The sequence below is a fragment of the Sulfidibacter corallicola genome (assembly GCF_017498545.1).
GTDB lineage: Bacteria > Acidobacteriota > Holophagae > Acanthopleuribacterales > Acanthopleuribacteraceae > Sulfidibacter > Sulfidibacter corallicola.
The window spans coordinates 3,163,571-3,181,884 of the sequence record NZ_CP071793.1 but is presented as its reverse complement, the minus strand read 5'-3'; the positions used below and the strand labels follow the sequence as shown (position 1 = coordinate 3,181,884).

The following is an 18,314-nucleotide window of genomic DNA, read 5'->3' as shown; positions in this document are numbered from 1 at the left end:
CGAGAGAGGCGTTCATGCTGTAGGTTGGCCCGCCGGGCCGACACGTCGAAGCACATAACCTCCAAAGAATCAGTGTTTTCAAGAGCGAAGCACGCATGTTCGCCGTAACTTCTTCATCGAAGCACGGAACTTCGGGGAGCCCCCATTTCGAGAGAGGTGTCAGGCGTGTAGGTGGAGCAGCTTGCTCCACCAATCGAAGCACATAACCTCTAAAGAATCAGTGTTTTCAAGAGCGAAGCACGCATGTTCGCCGTAACTTCTTCATCGAAGAACGGAACTTCGGGGAGCCCCCGTTTCGAGAGAGGTGTCAGGCGTGTAGGTGGAGCAGCTTGCTCCACCAATCGAAGCCATGCAACCCCATATTTTCGAAAACCTTAAGAGCAAAGCGTCTCCAGCCTGTAGAAACCTGGCCACCGAAGCCCTACCGAGCGTAGAATCCCCAGGGTAAATTCCCGAGTGTACCAGGAATGCACCTCACCCTTCGCCGTAGGAGAGGCGGCAGGGCAGTGTGCTTCTCTCTTAAAGTGATCTCAATGCTCGGGTTGTGTCACTTCGATCATTCAGGCACGCCCTCTGAGCGGGCCCTGCGTATACCGCATCGACGTCTCCCTTTGCACAGGGGCTCTCTGTAGATTGGTACTTCGTTGAGGAAGTTAATACAGAGATGCTCGCTTCGCTCTTAAGCGGATTTTTTACTGATAGTTACGAAGCTTCGATTGGTGGAGCAAGCTGCTCCACCTACAGGCCTTACGCCCCTATGGAGATGCGGGGACACGGAATTTGCGGCTTTTGATTGGCGTTGCGAGGGAAAGGATCGGCTTCGCTCTTTGGTGCAATTGATTGCTGTTGCTTGGATTGCTTCGAAGCGTCGGCCCGGCGGGCCAACCTACAGGCCCGACGCCCCTCTGGAGATGCGGGGACTTTGGACTTTGCGACCTTGCTGGTGTTCTATAGGGGAAAGGACCGGCTTTGCTCTTTGGCGCAATTGATTGTCGCTGCTCGAGTTGCTTCGATTGGTGGAGCAAGCTGCTCCACCTACAGGCCCGACGCCCCTCTCGGCTTGCGGGCACTGGAAACTTGGGTGCTTCGATGAACGCGTGGCTGCCAACGCAAGACGCTTCGCTATTCGGCGTAACCAACTCCCGTTGGCGGTTGGCCGAACGATGGAGGCCCGCCGGGCCTCCATCGTCGCCGTCAATCCGCCGTGAACGTCAGGCCGCCTTCGCCGCGGTGCACGTGGATCGTCTGACCCTTGCCGATCCGCCCTTCCAACAAAGACTTGGCGAGGGGGTTGAGCAGGTGGTTCTGGATCGCGCGCTTGATCGGTCGTGCGCCGAAAGCGGGGTCGAAACCCACTTCCGCGATGAAGTCGAGCGCTTCGTCCGTCACATCCAGGCTGACCTGCAACTCCTCCATGCGTGCGTCGAGCCGCGACAGTTGGATCTTGACGATGTCGCGCAGCATGTCGTCCGAAAGCATCTCGAACGGAATGATTTCGTCGATGCGGTTGATGAACTCGGGCCGGAAGTGGTTCTTGATGGCCGCCAGCAGCTTGCCTTCCTTTTCCACCTGGTCCATGTCGGGGCGGGCCGCGATGTCCGAGGCGAGGTTGCTGGTCATGATGATGACCGTGTTGCGGAAGTTCACCGTGCGGCCCTTGCCGTCCGTCAGGCGACCGTCGTCGAGGATCTGCAACAACACGTTGAACACCTCGGCGTGGGCCTTCTCGATTTCGTCGAACAGCACCACCGCGTAGGGCGAGCGACGCACCTTCTCGGTGAGTTGGCCACCCTCCTCGTGGCCCACGTATCCCGGTGGTGAACCGATCAGGCGTGCGACCGAATGCTTCTCCATGTACTCCGACATGTCGATGCGGATCATCTTCTTTTCGCTGTCGAAGAGCTGGTCGGTCAGGGCCCGGGCCAGCTCGGTCTTGCCGACACCCGTGGGACCGAGGAACAGGAAACTGCCCAGCGGCCGATCGGGATCCTGCAAGCCGCTGCGCGAGCGACGAATGGCATCGGAGATCGCGACCACGGCCCGTTCTTGGCCGACGACGCGTTCGTGGATTCGCGTTTCCAGATGCAGCAATTTGCTCTTTTCCGATTCCAGCATTTTCGAAACCGGAATGTTGGTCCAGTGGCTGACTACGCGGGCGACGTCGCTTTCGGTCACCTCTTCGCGCAGCAGGCTGCCCTCGGCCTGCAGCGCCTTGAGGGTTTCCTCCACTTCCCCGACCTTCTTCTCGGTCTCGATAAGTTGGCCGTAGCGGATCTCGGCGGCGCGGTTGTAATCACCGCTGTGCTCCGCTTCCTGGGCCGCCTGTTTCAATTGTTCGACCTTCTCCTTCAGGTCGCGCAAGGCCTGGATCTGCTGCTTTTCGTTCTGCCAGCGATGTTTCATGGACCGCAGCGACTCTTCCGTGTCGGCGACCTCGCGGTTGAGCTCCTGCAAACGCTCGCGATTCAGCGCCGAATCCTCCATTTTGATGGCCTCGCGCTCGATTTCCAGTTGGCGCAGCATGCGCGTGGCCTGATCGATCTCGAGCGGCATCGAGTCGATTTGGGTGCGGATGGTGGAGGCGGCCTCGTCGATCAGGTCGATCGCCTTGTCCGGCAGGAAACGGTCGGAAATGTAGCGTTGGGAGAGATGGACGGCGGCAACCAGGGCCGAGTCCCGAATGGTGATGCCGTGATAGACCTCGTAGCGTTCGCGCAGGCCGCGGAGGATGGCGATCGCGGCCGCCTCGTCCGGCTCGGCGACCATGACCGGTTGGAAACGGCGCTCGAGCGCGCTGTCTTTCTCGATGTACTTTTTATACTCGTTGAGCGTCGTGGCTCCGATACAGTTCAGCTCGCCACGGGCCAGTGCCGGTTTGAGCATGTTGGAGGCGTCCATGGCGCCCTCTGCGGCGCCCGCGCCGACGATGGTGTGCAGCTCGTCGATGAACAGGATGACCTCACCCATCGAGGCCGTCACTTCCTTGAGCAGGGCCTTGAGACGGTCCTCGAACTCGCCGCGGAACTTGGCACCGGCGATCATCGAGGCCAGGTCCAGGGTCAGCACCCGTTTGTTTTTCAAGCCCTCGGGGACGTCTCCGGTGACGATGCGCTGGGCCAATCCCTCCGCGATCGCCGTTTTCCCGACGCCCGGTTCGCCGATCAGGACCGGATTGTTCTTGGTCTTGCGGGACAGAACCTGAATGGTGCGGCGAATTTCCTCTTCGCGGCCGATGATGGGATCCAATTTGTGGGTGCGGGCCTTGTGGGTCAGGTCGATGGTGTACTTTTCCAAGACCTGGTACTTCGCTTCGGGGTTCTGGTCGGTGACGGTCGATTCGCCGCGCACCTCTTTCAGGGCCAGCAGCAGGGACTCTTCGCCGACGCCCTTTTGGGCCAACCAGCGGCCCATGACATTGCGCTTCTCGCGCAGGATCTCCAGCAACAGGTGCTCGGTGGAGGTATAGGCATCCTTCATCTTGGTCGCCGATTGGCTGGCGTTGGTGAGCAATCGTGCCAGTCCGCCGGAGATGGTGGGCTGGGCGTGACTGCCGGTGACCTGCGGCTGACGGGCCAGGTATTGGTCCAGCTCGGCTTCCAGTTGCGGGACGGGCAGGCCGATCTTTTGGAGGATGGGTTTGACAATGGAATCGGACTGCTTGAGCAGCGCCGAACTGAGATGCTCGATCCCCACTTCCGGATGATGTTCGGAGATGGCTCGAGCGGCAGCGTCCTGTACGGCCTCTTGGGCCTTGATGGTGAACTGGTCCAGACGCATGGAGCCTCCTTGATGCGTTGATGTAATGATCTTACATCAAAGGACTCATATTTTCTATGTTTAAAGTTGGGTGATTATTTGAGTTTGATTTGTGAGATGGTGAGCTCGGCTGGCGCCTGACGGGGCTTTTCGCCTGACGGCAGGCGACACCTTTCCGGTATGGATCGGGTACCGGTGGTCTTGCTCGGGTCCCGGCTGGGGGCCGCTACGACGCGCGGCGCCTCGTTCGGGACGGGGGATTGCAGCGCTCGCTTGCGCAGCCCTTGGATGGGGTCGGGGATTCGGGCTGGGTCGTCGCGCTCGCTTCGGGTTCGCGTCAGTAGTAGGCGTACAGGTGGGCCAGGTAGTCCTCGAGGATCGATTCCTTGAGTGCGTTGATGTCTTGAATGACCTGATCCAGCTTTTCCAGGTCGCTGGGGTGAACGTTCAGGTCGATCCCCCATTGATAGAATACCTGGCTCTCTCCGGTGGTGATGTTGGGCGTGATCATGACGAACAGTTGGCAGCGCCGCACCGGCAGCGAAATCTGTTTGATTCGGTTCAGCAGCGCCTGGCTGTCGGATGCGTACTTGAGGATGCGCTGGTCGATGATGACGATTTGGAAGGACTTGTTGCTGATCTGTTCAAGGGCCTGTTCCAAGGCGGTGACCGGTTGGAGCTGAAAACCCTGGCGTTGCAGGGTGGCCTCGCAGCTCTTGATGACCGACGCCGTTTGCGTGGCCACCAGAACGTGGTTCTGCAACAGGTGCTCGTGGATTTGGGATTGGTACGCTTTCTGGCTTTCCCCCTCCGGCTGATGGCCCATCATGACCTGTGGGTTCAAGGCCTGGGTCGCCAGACGGTCTTCGAGCATGCGCAGACGGCCTTCGAACTGGTTCTGGAGGTCCTGGCGCATGCGTTCCAGCTCGCCCTGGAACTCCTTGCGCAGTTTGTCCGCGGCGCTGTTGTTCGCGGGCGCCGGTGCCGCTTGGGTCGGCGCTTGGTGGGACGGTGTCGGTGTCGGTGTCGGTGTCGGTGATGGTGACGAGGGCTGGGGCGGTTGCTTGGGCGCGTTGGCGAACAATTGGTCCATCGCGTTTTCGTACGGGTCGGGATCGCGGCGCGGCGAAGCCGCCTGACGCTGCCGGGTGCGATTGGCCGAGGTGCTCGACGACTGTCCTCGCTGCTGGGATCCGGATGGGCGCGGCGGTGTCGGTCGCTTGGCCGGAGGCCGGTCGTCGACCGGGTTGTCGTGCCCGCAGGCCGGGCATTTCTGGGTGTAACCGTCCGGAAGCGGAATGTCGGGCACCACGATGATTCTGGTGCAACGCCCGCAAGCTAAATTCATGGCTCGAACACTCCCTTTGGGGTAATCGTGGAAATGGAACACCTGTGCAGCGAGGGCGAGAAAAGGTCAGAAATTGTCCAGGCCCAAAACGGGCATCTTTTCCAGAGTCAATGAATCGTCGGTCGTTTCGTCCTTGGGGCGGGTCTCGGTTTCCTGCTTCAAAATGCCCAACTTGAGGCCGAGGTTGTTGGGGTTGGTGGCGTAGCGCATGGCGATGTCGCGATTGATGATGCGCCGATTGACCTTGTCCAGCAGGTCCATGTCGAAGGTCTGCATGCCTTCGTGAGAACCGTCGACCATGGCGTCTTCGAGAGAGCCCGCGGCCTGCCCGCCCTTGAGAACGTAGGTTCGCGTGCGGTCGTTGGACTTGAGGACCTCTACCGCGGCGACCCGACCCTTGCCGTCCGGACGCGGCAGCAGTCGTTGCGAAATGATGAAACGGAAGGTCTGTGCGAACCGGCTGCGAATGACCGATTCCTGCTCTTTGGGGAAGACGCCGATGATGCGTTCGATGGTCTTGGCCGCGTCGATGGTGTGCAGGGTCGACATGATCAAGTGGCCGGTTTCGGCGGCTTCCAGCGCGATTTCGATACTCTCCACGTCGCGCATCTCACCCACCATGATGACCTGAGGCGCCTGCCGCAATCCGGCCCGCAACGCGTTTGCGAAACTCTGGGTGTCCGCGCCCAATTCGCGTTGGTGGATCATGCTCTTGGTCTTGGGGTAGAGGAATTCGATCGGATCTTCGATCGTGATGATGTGATAGGCGTATTTCTGTGCCATGAGATTGATCAGGGCGGCCATGGTGGAGCTCTTCCCGCTGCCGGTGGGTCCGGTCAACAGGACGATGCCGTTCTTCAGATCGAGCGTGCCGAGCAGCGACTGGGGAAGATGTAGGGAGTCGAAGGTGGGGATCAGGGTGGGAATCACGCGCATGACGATGACCAGACTGTTCCGTTGGCGGAAACAGTTGGTACGGAAGCGGCCGGTTTTCTCCAAGGTATAGGAAATATCCACCGACCCTGTTTTGAGAAAAGTCTCACGAGCTTGGGGCTTGTCCTTGAGGAGATCCAACACGAGCATTTCGGTCTGGTAGGGACTCAGCGGGCGCAGGTCCTTCAGCGGTACTTCGGCCAGTGATCCGTCGATCATCACTTTGGGGGGCGAACCCGGACTGAAGATGATATCGGAGGCACGCGATGCCACGCTCATGATGCGTTTAAGAATGGGGGCAATCTCAAAAGGGTTCACGAATCCCGTCCTGGCCTTGTCATTGTGACGGCGGATGAGCAGGAATCCCGGGTCGGTCGCGTGCTCATTGCGTCGGTTATCGGCTAGTGATGGTGGGAGAGCGTTTCGATGAATCGAAGAATGAAGTCCGAGTATTCATTCTAATCCAACATAACTCGGGCATAAAGTATTTGTTTGCTGGGCGTTCACCTGGGCCGGCAGCGGACGGTCCCGCGGTGGCCAAGCGGCGCGACCGAAGAGACCCTCGAAAATGGGGCGGTCATGCCAAAAGTCTTTGGATACAACGCTTAATCCCGTGCCTGCGAATGTTGGCGCCCCATCGCTTCAGCGGCCAGGGCGAGGGTCCACCGGAGTGATGGCTCGGTGGCTGGTTTCGTCCCGAAAAGCGATCCGTCCACGGCGGGCTCGAGCCGATGCGGCGTGGAAGATCGCGCCGATCGCCTTGGTCCGTCCGGGAACCCGTTCACCTTCGCCGCATGCCGCGAAGAGGCACTTTTTTGTCGCCGATGCCGTCTTGCGGCATCTTTTGTCTCTTGCAACATGGTCGTGATACACGACTTGGGGGTTATTTGACGGGTTTATGACGGAATTCGGCATTTTGGCTTCCCTTGACCCCCCATTACAACGATAATTCAGGAATCTTCACATTTCGGTTCCTTGCCGGTGATCTTTTTGGCCCAATCATTGGGGTTTTCTTTTTGTTTCGGTCCGGTCCGGAGCTTTCCTGATCGGGTGGTTCTCGGGAGTTTTAGGAGACATGAACACCATGCAGGATGACACTGATCGATGTTGTATGGATTCCGGACCCGTGGCGGTCACCGGCTGGCTCGGCCGGTTGCGCACCTCGGGGCTGAGTCGGCACCTGGCCTGGTTGCCCTTGGCGCCGGAATCCCTCGAATCCCCGGCCTGGCCGGAAATCTTCGTGTACTTGGTGCTGGTGATGGCGGTGACCTGGTTCGTCGCCTGGTTGTCCGGTCGTCGGACTCGTGAGGAGGTCCAGGAGCTGCGGGCCATCATGGTGCGCCAGAGTCGCCACCTGGCCGAAAAGACCGAGGAGCTGCGCGCGGTCTGCGACGTGATGCAAATGCTCGGCGAGGATCCCAAAGCCGCGCCATCCTTCGCCCTGCGGCGCTTTATCGAGCTGATACCCAACCTGTCTCGGGGTGGGTTCCTGATGCGCGGGCCCAAAGATCGCCACTTTCACATTGTGGCGCACACCGGCTATGATGGGTTTCATTTCAGACGCCTCGAGTTCACCTTCGAGGAGATCATTTCTCAGTACGCCGATGGAACCGAGGAATTGGCTGACGGAGTCTTCCTGGTTCGCTATCGCCAACTGGAAACGCACGACTTGCCCGCCGCCACCTGTATGGTGGTACTCACTCTGGAACTGAACGGCCTGCTCCGCGGGCTGCTTGTACTGGATCACGAGGTGGATGTGGGGATTCTGGACGAAATGGAGCTCGAGCGGCTCAAGCGCATGCGCATCTACGCCACGGATATCATCGCGAGAATCCGCCGTCGATGAGCGATCGCCGCGACGCCGCGGCCTCCACCCGACGAATGCGGCGGGCACCCGTTCCGCCGATTGCCGGAACCCCAATGAAAGTCAATGGTACTGGGAGGTTTTGACTCATGCCCCGATTTCGATTTGATGGCATTTTGACGGAACAGGGTTGGCTGGAACCCGGATTCGTCATTGCCGACGGCGACGGCCGCCTGTTGTCGGTCTCCAACCGAGCGCCGCACGACGGCGAGCCCTGCGACCGGATTCCGGGCTTTGCGGTGCCCGGATTTCGCAACGCGCATTCCCATGCGTTTCAATACGCGATGGCCGGTCTCGGCGAGCATCTGCGCGGCGAGGCCGACGATTTCTGGAGCTGGCGCGAAGCGATGTACGACCTCGCCCTGCGCGTCGATCTGGACCAAATGGAAGCCATCGCCGCCATGGTCTACGCCGAAATGCTCCGCCACGGTTACACGGCCGTGGCCGAATTCCACTATCTTCACCACGATCGCGACGGAAGCCTCTATCCCCGTCCCGCCGCCATGGCCCAACGCCTGATGCGGGCCGCCGATGCGGTCGGCATCGCCTTGACGCTGGTGCCCATGTACTACCGGCTCGGTGGTTTCGGCAGGGGAGCCCTGCCCGAGCAACGCCGCTTCCTTTCCGGCTCGGTCGACGCCTACCAGGGCCTGGTCGAAGACGCGCGAAGCTGCGCCGAAGCCTTCGAACGCGTCCGCGTCGGCGTCGGCGTGCACTCTCTACGCGCCGCCGAACCGGACGAAATCCGGCGCATCTTCGGTGAAGCACCCGAGTCGGCACCGCGCCACCTGCACATCGCCGAGCAGGTTCGCGAAGTGGACGAATGCCTGCGGCACTTGGGCCGGCGGCCCGTGGCCTGGCTTCTCGACGAAGTACCCGTGGACCATCGCTTCCACCTGGTCCACGCCACCCACGTCGCTGAATTCGAATGGCGCGGCATTCTGGAACGCGGTGCCCACGTGGTGCTGTGCCCCTCCACCGAGGGCAACCTGGGGGACGGCTTCTTCCCGATTCGGGACTACCATCGAGCCGGGGGTTCCTGGTCGATCGGCACCGACAGCCACATCGGCTTGAGTCCCATGGAAGAACTGCGCTGGTTGGACTACGGCCAGCGTCTCAACGATCGACGCCGCAACGTCCTCTGCACGCGAGCCGGCGACGACAGCGGCGATCAGCTCTTTCGCACCGCGTTCGAAGGTGGGCGCGCGGCCATGGGTGAGCCGGGCGGCGCCTGGTTCCCCACGGGTGAACCCTTCGACGCCGTGATCCTCGACAACGCCCATCCGCTGCTGCACCACTGCAAACCCGCACGCCGAATGGCGACCCTGATTCACGGCCTGGATGCCGGCGCCCTGCTCGGCACCATCACCGCCGGAACCTGGCGCGTCCGCGCTGGAGAACACCTCGACGGTTCGGCGATCCGAGAGCATTTCGATGCCGCCCTTGCCTCGCTGGGCAATCGCTGAACGACATCTTCTTCCGACATTTTTGTGATTCGCGGATAAACCCATTAATAATGTATGTAGGTCGGTGCTCCACGCGCTTTTTTGACGTGGGGCGCCGTTTACGTCCACTTTTTCGCCCGGTTTAGCCGCTTTTTCAAAAAAATGACATGAACGGCCTACCGTGGCCGAACATACTGGGAATGGGTCGCGTATAAAGCGCACAGTTGATCTTCGATCCGTCGTTCTTGTCCCGTCGACGCCAACGAGAGGGCTTTCAGTTGGAATTCATTGCGTTGCGGGGGAAGTTTCGATGTAATGCCGATTTCCGTTTCCCGGATCGTCGTTTTCGGATGGGGCCCGAGGCGTCGCCACGAGGTTGTCACTTGTCGTGTGGAAACGTGTGAATGGATCCGACAATTAAGGTGGGGTCACATCATGACGGCTTAAGGTATGGGAGAAGGATTTGATGGAACAGGTGAGGTTTTTGCGCATGGTTCGTTTGGGGACTTTTCAGCGAGTGGGGATTTTGATTTTGATGGTCGTTGGCGCGCTGCAGATCGGGTGCAGCCAGGCGACCCAGGGCGGCCAACAGCCCGCCGCCAACGGTCAGACCGCCAAGAAGAAAGAGGTCAAACCGATACCGGTCGCGGTGACAACCGTGGAAGTGGACGATGCCGCTTCCTACTACACCACCACGACCACGATTCAGGCCGAATATCGCGCCTCGATTTTGGCCCGCACGACCGGGGTCGTCCGGCATTTGGCCCACGAAGAGGGCGCCACCGTCGAGGCCGGTGAGATGCTGCTCCAGTTGGAGGACGACGACCAGAAATTGAAGGTTCGTCAGGCACAATTGGAACTGAAGCATTTGCAGAACGAACAGGCGCGTCGCGCCAAGATGCGGGAAGCCGGATTTCTTTCCCCGCAGGAGTACGACGAGATCGAGAACCAGGTCGAGCGCGCCATGGCCAGCGTCGAAGAGGCCGAGTTGGCCCTGTCCTATACGCAGGTGCGCGCACCCTTCAGCGGCCGCCTCGTGCGCCGGCTGATCGATCTCGGCGCCAACGTCCAGCCCGGCACCGAGTTGTTCCAGATCATGGACGTGGACCCGCTGCTGTTGCGCGTCTACATTCCCGCCAACCGGCTGGGTCGAGTTCAACCTGGCCAGGAGATCAAGATTCGCCGCGATTCCGACGGCACCGAATTGACCGGCATCATCAACCTGGTGAGCCCCATCGTCGATGCCGAGTCCGGTACGGTCAAGGTGACCGCCCAAATCACCAGTTACCCCGAGGGCATTCGGCCCGGCGACTTCGTGGAAGCACGGGTCGTGACCGAGCTGCGGCGGGACGCCATGCTGGTGCCCAGCGTGGCCGTGTTCGAGGAGAAGGGCGAATCGATTCTCTACGTGAGCAACAGCGGCAAGGCCGAGCGTCGCGTGGTGGAAGTGGGCTTCGTGGAATCCGGCAAAACCGAGATTCTCGAAGGGATCACCGCCAATGACATGGTGGTGGTCAAGGGTCAGCGCAACCTGCGCGACGGCATTCCCATCGACGTCAAGGAAGGCGGCGCGGGTGCTCGAGCGGCGGGCGCCGACAGCGGCTTCACGGGAGCCTCGCTGTGATTCGCGGGCTTGTCGAATTTTCAGTGGAACGCCGGGTCACCATCTTCATGGTGGCGCTGGCCGTGGTGGCGTTCGGTGGGGTCAGTCTCTCGCGCCTGGCCTTGAACCTCCTTCCCGACATCAGCCATCCCTCCTTCACCGTTCAAACCGAGTTTCCCAATGCCGCACCGGGTGAAGTGGAGAACCTGATCACCGAGCCCGTGGAAGAGGCGGTCGGGGTGCTGAAGGGTCTGCGCCAGATCCATTCGGTTTCCCGCGCGGGGGTTTCCGAGGTCACGCTGGAGTTCCAGTGGGGCGCGGACATGGACACCCTGGCCATGGACATCCGCGAAAAGCTCGATCGCCTGATTCTGCCCGACGAATCCGAAAAGCCGATCGTTTTGCGTTACGATCCGGCGCTGGATCCCATCATGCGGGTGTCGCTCTCCGGCTCGGACAACCTGACGCTCATGCGTTATGTCGCCGAAAAGAAGATCAAGGACGAATTGGAGAAGCTGGAAGGCGTGGCCTCGGCCCAGATCAAGGGCGGCGAGGAAGAGGAAATCCACGTCAACATGATGCAGGGCCGGGTGACGGCCATGGGGCTGACCCCCGGGGATTTGAGCCAGGTGTTGGCGTCCTCCAACATCAACCGCCCGGGCGGCTCGCTCAAGAGCACCGAAAGCCAATACCTGGTGCGTACCCTCAACGAGTACAAGGACGTGAAGGAGATCGCCAACCTCACGATCACGCCGCCCGGCAGTCCGCCGGTCAAGCTCGGCGACGTGGCCGAAGTGAGTTGGGGCACCAAGGACCGCGTGGAAATCGCGCGTGTCAACGGCGAGGAATGCGTCACCCTGGAGATTTTCAAGGAAGGCGACGCCAACACGGTTCAGGTGGCGCGCGCCGTTCGCACCACCATCGGCTGGTTGCCCAACGAGCTGCCGCAGGGCATGAAGCTGGATTTGCTGTTCGACCAGTCCCGCTTCATCCAACAGTCGATCAACGAGGTGCGCGACGCCCTGCTGATCGGTGGCCTGCTGGCCATTTGCATCCTGTTCCTCTTCCTGCGCGACCCGCGGGCGACCCTGATCATCGCCACCAGTATCCCGCTTTCGGTGGTGGCCACCTTCATGCTGATGTACAAGCTGGACGTGTCGCTCAACATCATGTCACTGGGCGGCTTGACCTTGGGCATCGGCATGTTGGTCGACGCCTCGATCGTCGTCCTGGAGGCGATTCATCGCCAACGGGAAGCAGGCCTGTCGCGGGCGCGCGCGGCCGTGGAAGGGACCTACGAGGTGGGTGGCGCCGTGATCGCCTCGGTGCTCACGACCATCGCCGTGTTTTTCCCGATCGTGTTCGTCAAGGGCATCGCCGGACAGCTCTTCCGCGATCAGTCGCTGACCGTGACTTTCAGCTTGTTGGCCTCCCTGATCGTGTCGCTCTCCCTGATTCCCATGCTGGCCTCGTTGGGCCGCTCCTCGGGGGCGGTCAAGGCCAAGACCCCCGCCAACTCCGGTGCAGGTAAGGGGACGCTCGCCCAAATCGAGGGCAGCGACGAGTCGCTCGGCTTGTTCTCGCGCATGTACGAAGCGGTGTTGCGCGGCTGCCTGCGATTGCGTTGGCTGACCATGGCCGTGGCCGTGATCGTGTTCGCCGCCAGTCTCCAGCTCTACCCCAGGCTGACCAAGGAACTGATACCCGCGCTGACCGAGGGCGAATTCTTTTACGAAGTCACCATGCCCGAGGGCACCGCCCTGCCGGCGACCGACCAGGCGGTCCTGGAAATGGAAGCCATTGCCACTGCCGACGACCGAATCGAAACGATTTACACCACGGTGGGCAGTCGCGGCGTTTCCGGCGGCCTGTCCCTGAAGACCAAGGACGAGAACCTCGCCCAGGTAAACGTGGTGCTCGAGGATCGGGGCAACGATGCCGTGGAGCACGAGGTTTCCGAGAAGCTTCGCGCGGCCTACGGCGAAATCCCCAACCTGACCGTCAAGCTGGGTCGCCCTTCGTTCTTCAGCCTCAAGACGCCGGTGGAGCTGCTGTTCTACAGTGAGGATCTGGACCTGCTGCGCAACTACACGCTCGAACTCAAGAACCACCTCCTGCAGGTCGAGGGACTGGCCGACGTACGCGCCTCGCTGGAGTCCGGCAATCCCGAACTGACCGTGGTGTTCGACCGCGAGCGAATGGCGCGCATGGGTCTGAACGTGCGCGACGTCTCCACCACGTTGCACGATCGCGTCAACGGCGTGGTCGTCTCCCGCTTTCAGGATGCCGACCGTCAGATCGACATTCGGCTGCGCAACCGCGAAGTGGATCGCGACAGCGTCACCGACATCCAGAACATCGTGGTGGGCACCAACAACGGCATGCCGGTGACCCTGAAGGCGGTAGCCTCCATGGTACCCGCGCGCGGCCCGGCCGAAATCCACCGCATCCGTCAGGCCCGTGTCGCCATCATTTCCGCCGAACTCAAGGGCATCGGCCTGAATCGCGCCCTGAGCCGCATCGAGTCCGTCATCGCCGAGTTCCCGCCGCCCCCCGGCATCCAATACGAGCGTGCCGGCCAGAGTGCGGAAATGTCGGAATCATTCGAGAGCCTGTTCTTCGCGATCCTGTTGGCCATTTTCCTTGTCTACCTGGTGATGGCCGCCACCTTCGAGAACATGGTGCACCCCTTCATCATCCTGTTCACCATTCCCTTCGCCCTGACCGGGGTCTTGTTGGGTCTGTATCTCAGCGGCATCGCCGTCAGCATCATCGCCTTCCTGGGCGCCATCTTCCTGGTGGGCGTGGTGGTCAACAACGCGATCGTGCTCGTGGACGCCATCAACCGCGCCCGCCGATTCGGCATGGACAAGCTCGAAGCCGTGGTTCACGCGGGCAAGATACGCCTGCGCCCGATCTTGATGACGACCCTCACCACCGTGCTCGGGTTGGTCCCGATGGCCGTCGGCTTCGGCGAGGGCGCCGAGCTGCGCCAGCCATTGGCCGTGGTGGTCGTGACCGGCTTGCTGGTGTCGACCCTGCTCACCCTGATCGTGGTTCCGGCGGCGTACATGATCGTGCCCTCGCGGGTGCGTACACGCGAAGAAGAAGAGGAAATCGAGGCTGCCGTTCAAGAAGCCGCCGCAATCGAAGCCGCCGAACACCGGGCGGCCGGCTTCACTCCGGAGGGAACCCGATGACTTTACCCGAACTGTCCATTCGCCGTCCGGTCACCGCCACGATGATTCTCGTGTCGATTTGCGTCATCGGGTTGATTGCGTTGAAACAGCTTCCGCTGGCGTTCATGCCCGAGATCGAAGAGAAGCAGCTCTTCGTCATCGTCGACTATCCCAACGCCTCGCCCGCCGCGATCGAACGCCTCATCGTGCGACCGATCGAAGAAGCCCTCAGCTCGATGAGCGGGGTGGAACACATCTGGTCCCGCAGCGATACCGATGGCGGCCGCGTCAGCCTCAATTTCTCCTTCGATACCGACATGGACCTGTCGCGAACCGAGGTGCTGGAGCGCGTCGATCGCATTCGCGCCGATCTGCCCGAGGATGTGGAGCGCATCCAGGTGGCACCGTTCTGGAACCCGCGCGAAACCGGCGAAACCATCATGGAAGCCCGTCTGGCCTCCGGTCGCGACCTGAGCAAGGACTACGACCTGCTGGAACGCAAGATCATTCGGCCGCTGGAACGCATTCCCGGCGTCGCCGCGGTCATGCTGGACGGCGTCAACCCGCGCGAGGTCAAGGTCAACCTGTCGCTGAACGCGCTCAAGCGGCACCGGATCGACGCCCGCACGGTCCTCCACACCCTCAACGCCAACAACATGGACAAATCGATCGGGATCCTGCGCAACGAGGAGGCGCGCTACACCCTGCGCACGCGGGGCTCCTTCCAAACCGTGGAAGAGATCGCCGAACTGCCGATCCCCAACACCAATCTCAAGATCAGTGACGTCGCGGAGGTCAGCTACCGCGAGCCGCCGCTCGAGTACGGCCGCCACCTGGACGGCGAATTCGCCGTCGGGTTGAGTGTCACCAAGGAGTCGAGCGCCAATACGGTCGAGGTTTGCGACGCGATCCGGGCCAAGGTGGCCTCTATGGGCGAGGACGAGGAGCTGGAAGGCATCAACTTCCTGGTTTGGGAAGATCAGGGTCACGAGATCACGCGCACGCTCGAAGAGCTCAAGAACACCGGCCTGGTGGGCGCGTTCCTCGCCAGCATCGTCCTTTTCCTGTTCCTGCGGCGGATCGGTACCACCCTGGTCGGGGTCATGTGCATCCCGTTTTCGCTGATCGTGGCCTGCGGCATCATCTGGGCGCAGGGCAAGACCTTGAACACCATCTCCCTGTTGGGTTTGATCGTGGGTGTCGGCATGTTGGTCGACAACGCGGTCGTCATCATGGAGAACATCGACCGCTACCAACGCAAGGGCTACGGCAACCGCGTCGCGTCCTTGCTGGGTGCGCGCGAGGTGTCCGTGGCGGTCATGGCGGCCACCATGACCTCGGTGATCGTGTTCCTGCCGATGATCTTCTCCAAACCTTCGGAAATGAACATCATCTTGCGGGAGCTGGCGTTGACCGTCTGCTTCACCCTCTTGGCGTCGCTGTTCATCTCGCAGACGCTGATTCCGCTTGCGACCGCCAAGTTCCTCAAGCGCGACGCCAAGAAGCGCGAGTCCGGCCGGGTGATGTCCTTCATCGAACGCATGTACACCGGCATCCTGCGGAGTAGCCTGCGGCACCGCTGGGTCATTCCGATCGTGGGTTTGCTGGTCATCGGTTCCGGCTACTATCCCTTCGACAACATCGAAAAGAACTTCGAAGCCAACAAGTCCGAGATGTTCGTCGGCATGCGCTACCACTTCAGCGAGAACCTGTCCCTCCAACGCAAAGAAGAGATCATCAGCGGCGTCGAAAAGGAGTTGGAGTCGGTCAAGGGGCGCTTCAATGTCAAGTCCATCTACAGTTGGTACAGTGCGAATTGGTGCCTGACCCGACTTTACATGGAGGACGACTACACCCACGAGGCGCACATGAGCATGGTGCGCAAGGAGCTCACGCCCTATTTGCCGCAGATTCCCGGGGTGCGCATCGAGATCCAGGACAACGCGCCGTTTTGGCAGCGCAACCGCGGTAAGCGCATCGGGTTTCAGCTTCAGGGACCCGATTCGGAGAAACTGGCCGAACTGTCCGAGGAAGCGCGACGTATTCTGGAGACCGTGCCGGGCCTGCACGATCACTACACCACGGCCGAGGGCGGCAGCTTGGAACTGCACACCCGCATCGATCGCGAGCGTGCCCGCGAGTACGGCGTGGATTTGTCGCGACCCAGCGAGTCGGTGGAGTTGACCTTCCGCGGCCGTCGTCTGCCGCGCTTCAAGGATCCCAACGGCGAGGTGGAAATGCGGCTGGTGCTCGAGGACCGCGAATTTTCCACCATGGACCACCTCAAGGACCTGCCGGTCCAGCGCGAGGGTGCGCCCTCGGTGCCGCTCGAGAGTTTCGCCGAGTTCGCGGTCGTCAAGGGTGCCGACCAGATCATGCGCAACAACAAGATCACGGGCGTGTGGATCGGTGCCAAGTACACCGAAGGCAAGAAGGAAGAGCACCGCAAGACAGCCAAAGCGGCACTCGATCAACTGGAACTGCCGTACGGCTATCATTGGGATTTTCAGTCGTTTCGGCGAGAGGAAGAAGAGAACCGGCGCGAGATGATGACCAACCTGGCCTTGGCCCTGATGTTGATCTTTGCCGTCATGGCGGGCCTGTTCGAGAGCATGCGCCAGGCTTTGGCGCTGATGGTGTCCCTGCCGTTCGCCTTGGCCGGCGCCTTTTGGGCCCTGTACCTGACCGGCACCGATTTCGATCAGCCCGCGTTCGTGGGTCTGCTGTTGTTGCTGGGCATTGTGGTCAACAACGGGATCGTGATGATCGAGCACATCAACAAGTACCGGCGCGACGGGTTCAAGCGTGACGAAGCCATGTTGCGCGGCGGACGCGAGCGATTGCGTCCGGTCCTGATGACGGCCTTGACGACCTTGATGGGCCTGGTTCCGATCGCGGTCCAAAAGCCGGCGTTGGCGGGGGTCTACTATTACTCGATGGCCTACGTGTTGATGGGCGGACTGCTGGTTTCGACGTTGCTGACGACCCTGTTGTTGCCGGCGACGATCACCCTGATGGAGGACATCCTCGGTTGGTTCGGGCGTGTGTTTCATTGGCGGCCGCGCCGCAAGCGCCTCGTCGCCGCGGAGCAGGAACCGGTGGGGTGAGGGAATCGCTTGACAGTTTCCCATCGCTGAGAATGTCCTGACTGGGTTCGGCTCGGTGAGGAGTTTGAATTCTCGCCGGAGCCGACCTGTTTACAGTGCCCGCGTCTTAAGAGAAGGGCACTTGCAGTAGGTTGGGCCGCTGGCCCGACACTTCGGAGCCGAAGCGGAGCACATTCACAACTCCTCAAAGAGCTAAGCCGACTCGGATCAAGAATCGTCTCGCCTCGAATCGGGTCAACCGAAAGACCCATTTGCAGAAGGATCGTTCCTGCAGGCGACCTTTCCTAGGTTTCTCGGCTTGCAATTCAAAATCACAAGCATTTTACTTGCAGTAGTTTAAAACTAAGCCTCGATAGGGCTCCCAGCAAAAGGTCCCTTTGACACCTGGGGAAAAGTGACGACAGGTCTTTCATCAAACTCTAGCAATTAACTCATTAGCCGGACATTCCCGGATGAATCGGAAAGGCATAACGCCCAACCCATCCAAACCTGCACTCGATCATCGAGCGAGCCGGTTTTTCGAGCATCGCAAACGCACCTTCGCTGTCAAATAGGCGTCCACTCGCGACACGACGGCTTCGAGGTGTCGGGCCAGCGGCCCAACCTACTGCAACGACAACTCTCTCGTGATGCGGGCACATCCCGCTAAGATGCTTCGATGGGGAAGATCGGCCATCCCAAGATCGGCCACGGGCTTCGAAAACGCCCCTCATCCCGACTACGCCCTTTTCTAGACACTTACGTGGGTGAAGAAAGCCGAATTTTGGACTTCTTTTTGCCTGCTCGATGCTTGGCGGCGCCAACCCGCCCAAAACGCTAGTCGGTTGAATCGGCACCGCTTGCTCTTGTCACTTTTTTCCATCTACGGGCACTTCCGGATTTCTCGACGGCGGAACTTTAGTCACGGTTTTGCCCAACCGATTCTATGGCATATGCACTCTTATCCATCTTCATAACGACCGTGCTTTTCAGGTGATCACCTCGACGCTCTCCTTGCTAACGAGCTCGCTTTTTGACATCGGACAGATAGGAATGTGCTTATGTGCCGCTACCGGATGGGAGTCCTTCGATTCCTCCTG

At 60.7% G+C, this 18,314-nt stretch carries 8 protein-coding genes; 5 read left to right on the top strand and 3 right to left on the bottom strand.

Annotated features, from left to right (window positions below):
• Positions 1–1,194: 1,194 nt before the first annotated feature.
• The 3 genes from clpB to J3U87_RS08965 form a co-directional block, all read right to left on the bottom strand.
• Entirely contained in the window at positions 1,195–3,777 is a 2,583-nt protein-coding gene (gene clpB, locus J3U87_RS08975; protein ID WP_237382703.1) for an ATP-dependent chaperone ClpB, read from the bottom strand.
• A gap of 316 nt (positions 3,778–4,093) precedes the next feature.
• Complete coding sequence (locus tag J3U87_RS08970; RefSeq protein ID WP_237382702.1) at positions 4,094–5,104, bottom strand: DNA-binding transcriptional response regulator; 1,011 nt, start codon at positions 5,102–5,104, stop codon at positions 4,094–4,096.
• A gap of 66 nt (positions 5,105–5,170) precedes the next feature.
• Positions 5,171–6,355 carry a type IV pilus twitching motility protein PilT gene (locus J3U87_RS08965; RefSeq protein WP_237382701.1) on the bottom strand — a complete coding sequence of 395 codons (1,185 nt, stop codon included), beginning with the start codon at positions 6,353–6,355 and terminating at the stop codon, positions 5,171–5,173.
• A gap of 766 nt (positions 6,356–7,121) precedes the next feature.
• On the opposite strand from J3U87_RS08965, the gene J3U87_RS08960 reads away from it, so the two are divergent.
• The 5 genes from J3U87_RS08960 to J3U87_RS08940 all read left to right on the top strand — a co-directional run bounded on the left by J3U87_RS08960 (position 7,122) and on the right by J3U87_RS08940 (position 17,235).
• Positions 7,122–7,883 carry a hypothetical protein gene (locus tag J3U87_RS08960; RefSeq protein ID WP_237382700.1) on the top strand — a complete coding sequence of 254 codons (762 nt, stop codon included), beginning with the start codon at positions 7,122–7,124 and terminating at the stop codon, positions 7,881–7,883.
• 107 nt (positions 7,884–7,990) lie between these two features.
• Entirely contained in the window at positions 7,991–9,367 is a 1,377-nt protein-coding gene (gene hutF, locus J3U87_RS08955; protein WP_237382699.1) for a formimidoylglutamate deiminase, read from the top strand.
• A gap of 514 nt (positions 9,368–9,881) precedes the next feature.
• Positions 9,882–10,970 carry an efflux RND transporter periplasmic adaptor subunit gene (locus J3U87_RS08950; RefSeq protein WP_237384491.1) on the top strand — a complete coding sequence of 363 codons (1,089 nt, stop codon included), beginning with the start codon at positions 9,882–9,884 and terminating at the stop codon, positions 10,968–10,970.
• Entirely contained in the window at positions 10,967–14,149 is a 3,183-nt protein-coding gene (locus tag J3U87_RS08945; RefSeq protein WP_237382698.1) for an efflux RND transporter permease subunit, read from the top strand. The genes J3U87_RS08950 and J3U87_RS08945 overlap by 4 nt, the downstream gene beginning before the upstream one ends.
• A complete protein-coding gene (locus tag J3U87_RS08940) occupies positions 14,146–17,235 on the top strand; it encodes an efflux RND transporter permease subunit (protein ID WP_237382697.1) in 3,090 nt (1,029 codons plus the stop codon). Before J3U87_RS08945 ends, J3U87_RS08940 begins: the two co-directional genes overlap by 4 nt.
• The last annotated feature ends 1,079 nt before the right edge of the window (positions 17,236–18,314 follow it).

Coding starts and splice junctions, on each gene's coding strand:
- J3U87_RS08940 (WP_237382697.1), top strand. CDS start 14,146: ATGACTTTACCCGAACTGTCCATTCGCCGTCCGGTCACCGCCACGATG.
- J3U87_RS08970 (WP_237382702.1), bottom strand. CDS start 5,104: ATGAATTTAGCTTGCGGGCGTTGCACCAGAATCATCGTGGTGCCCGAC.
- hutF (WP_237382699.1), top strand. CDS start 7,991: ATGCCCCGATTTCGATTTGATGGCATTTTGACGGAACAGGGTTGGCTG.
- J3U87_RS08950 (WP_237384491.1), top strand. CDS start 9,882: ATGGTCGTTGGCGCGCTGCAGATCGGGTGCAGCCAGGCGACCCAGGGC.
- J3U87_RS08960 (WP_237382700.1), top strand. CDS start 7,122: ATGCAGGATGACACTGATCGATGTTGTATGGATTCCGGACCCGTGGCG.
- clpB (WP_237382703.1), bottom strand. CDS start 3,777: ATGCGTCTGGACCAGTTCACCATCAAGGCCCAAGAGGCCGTACAGGAC.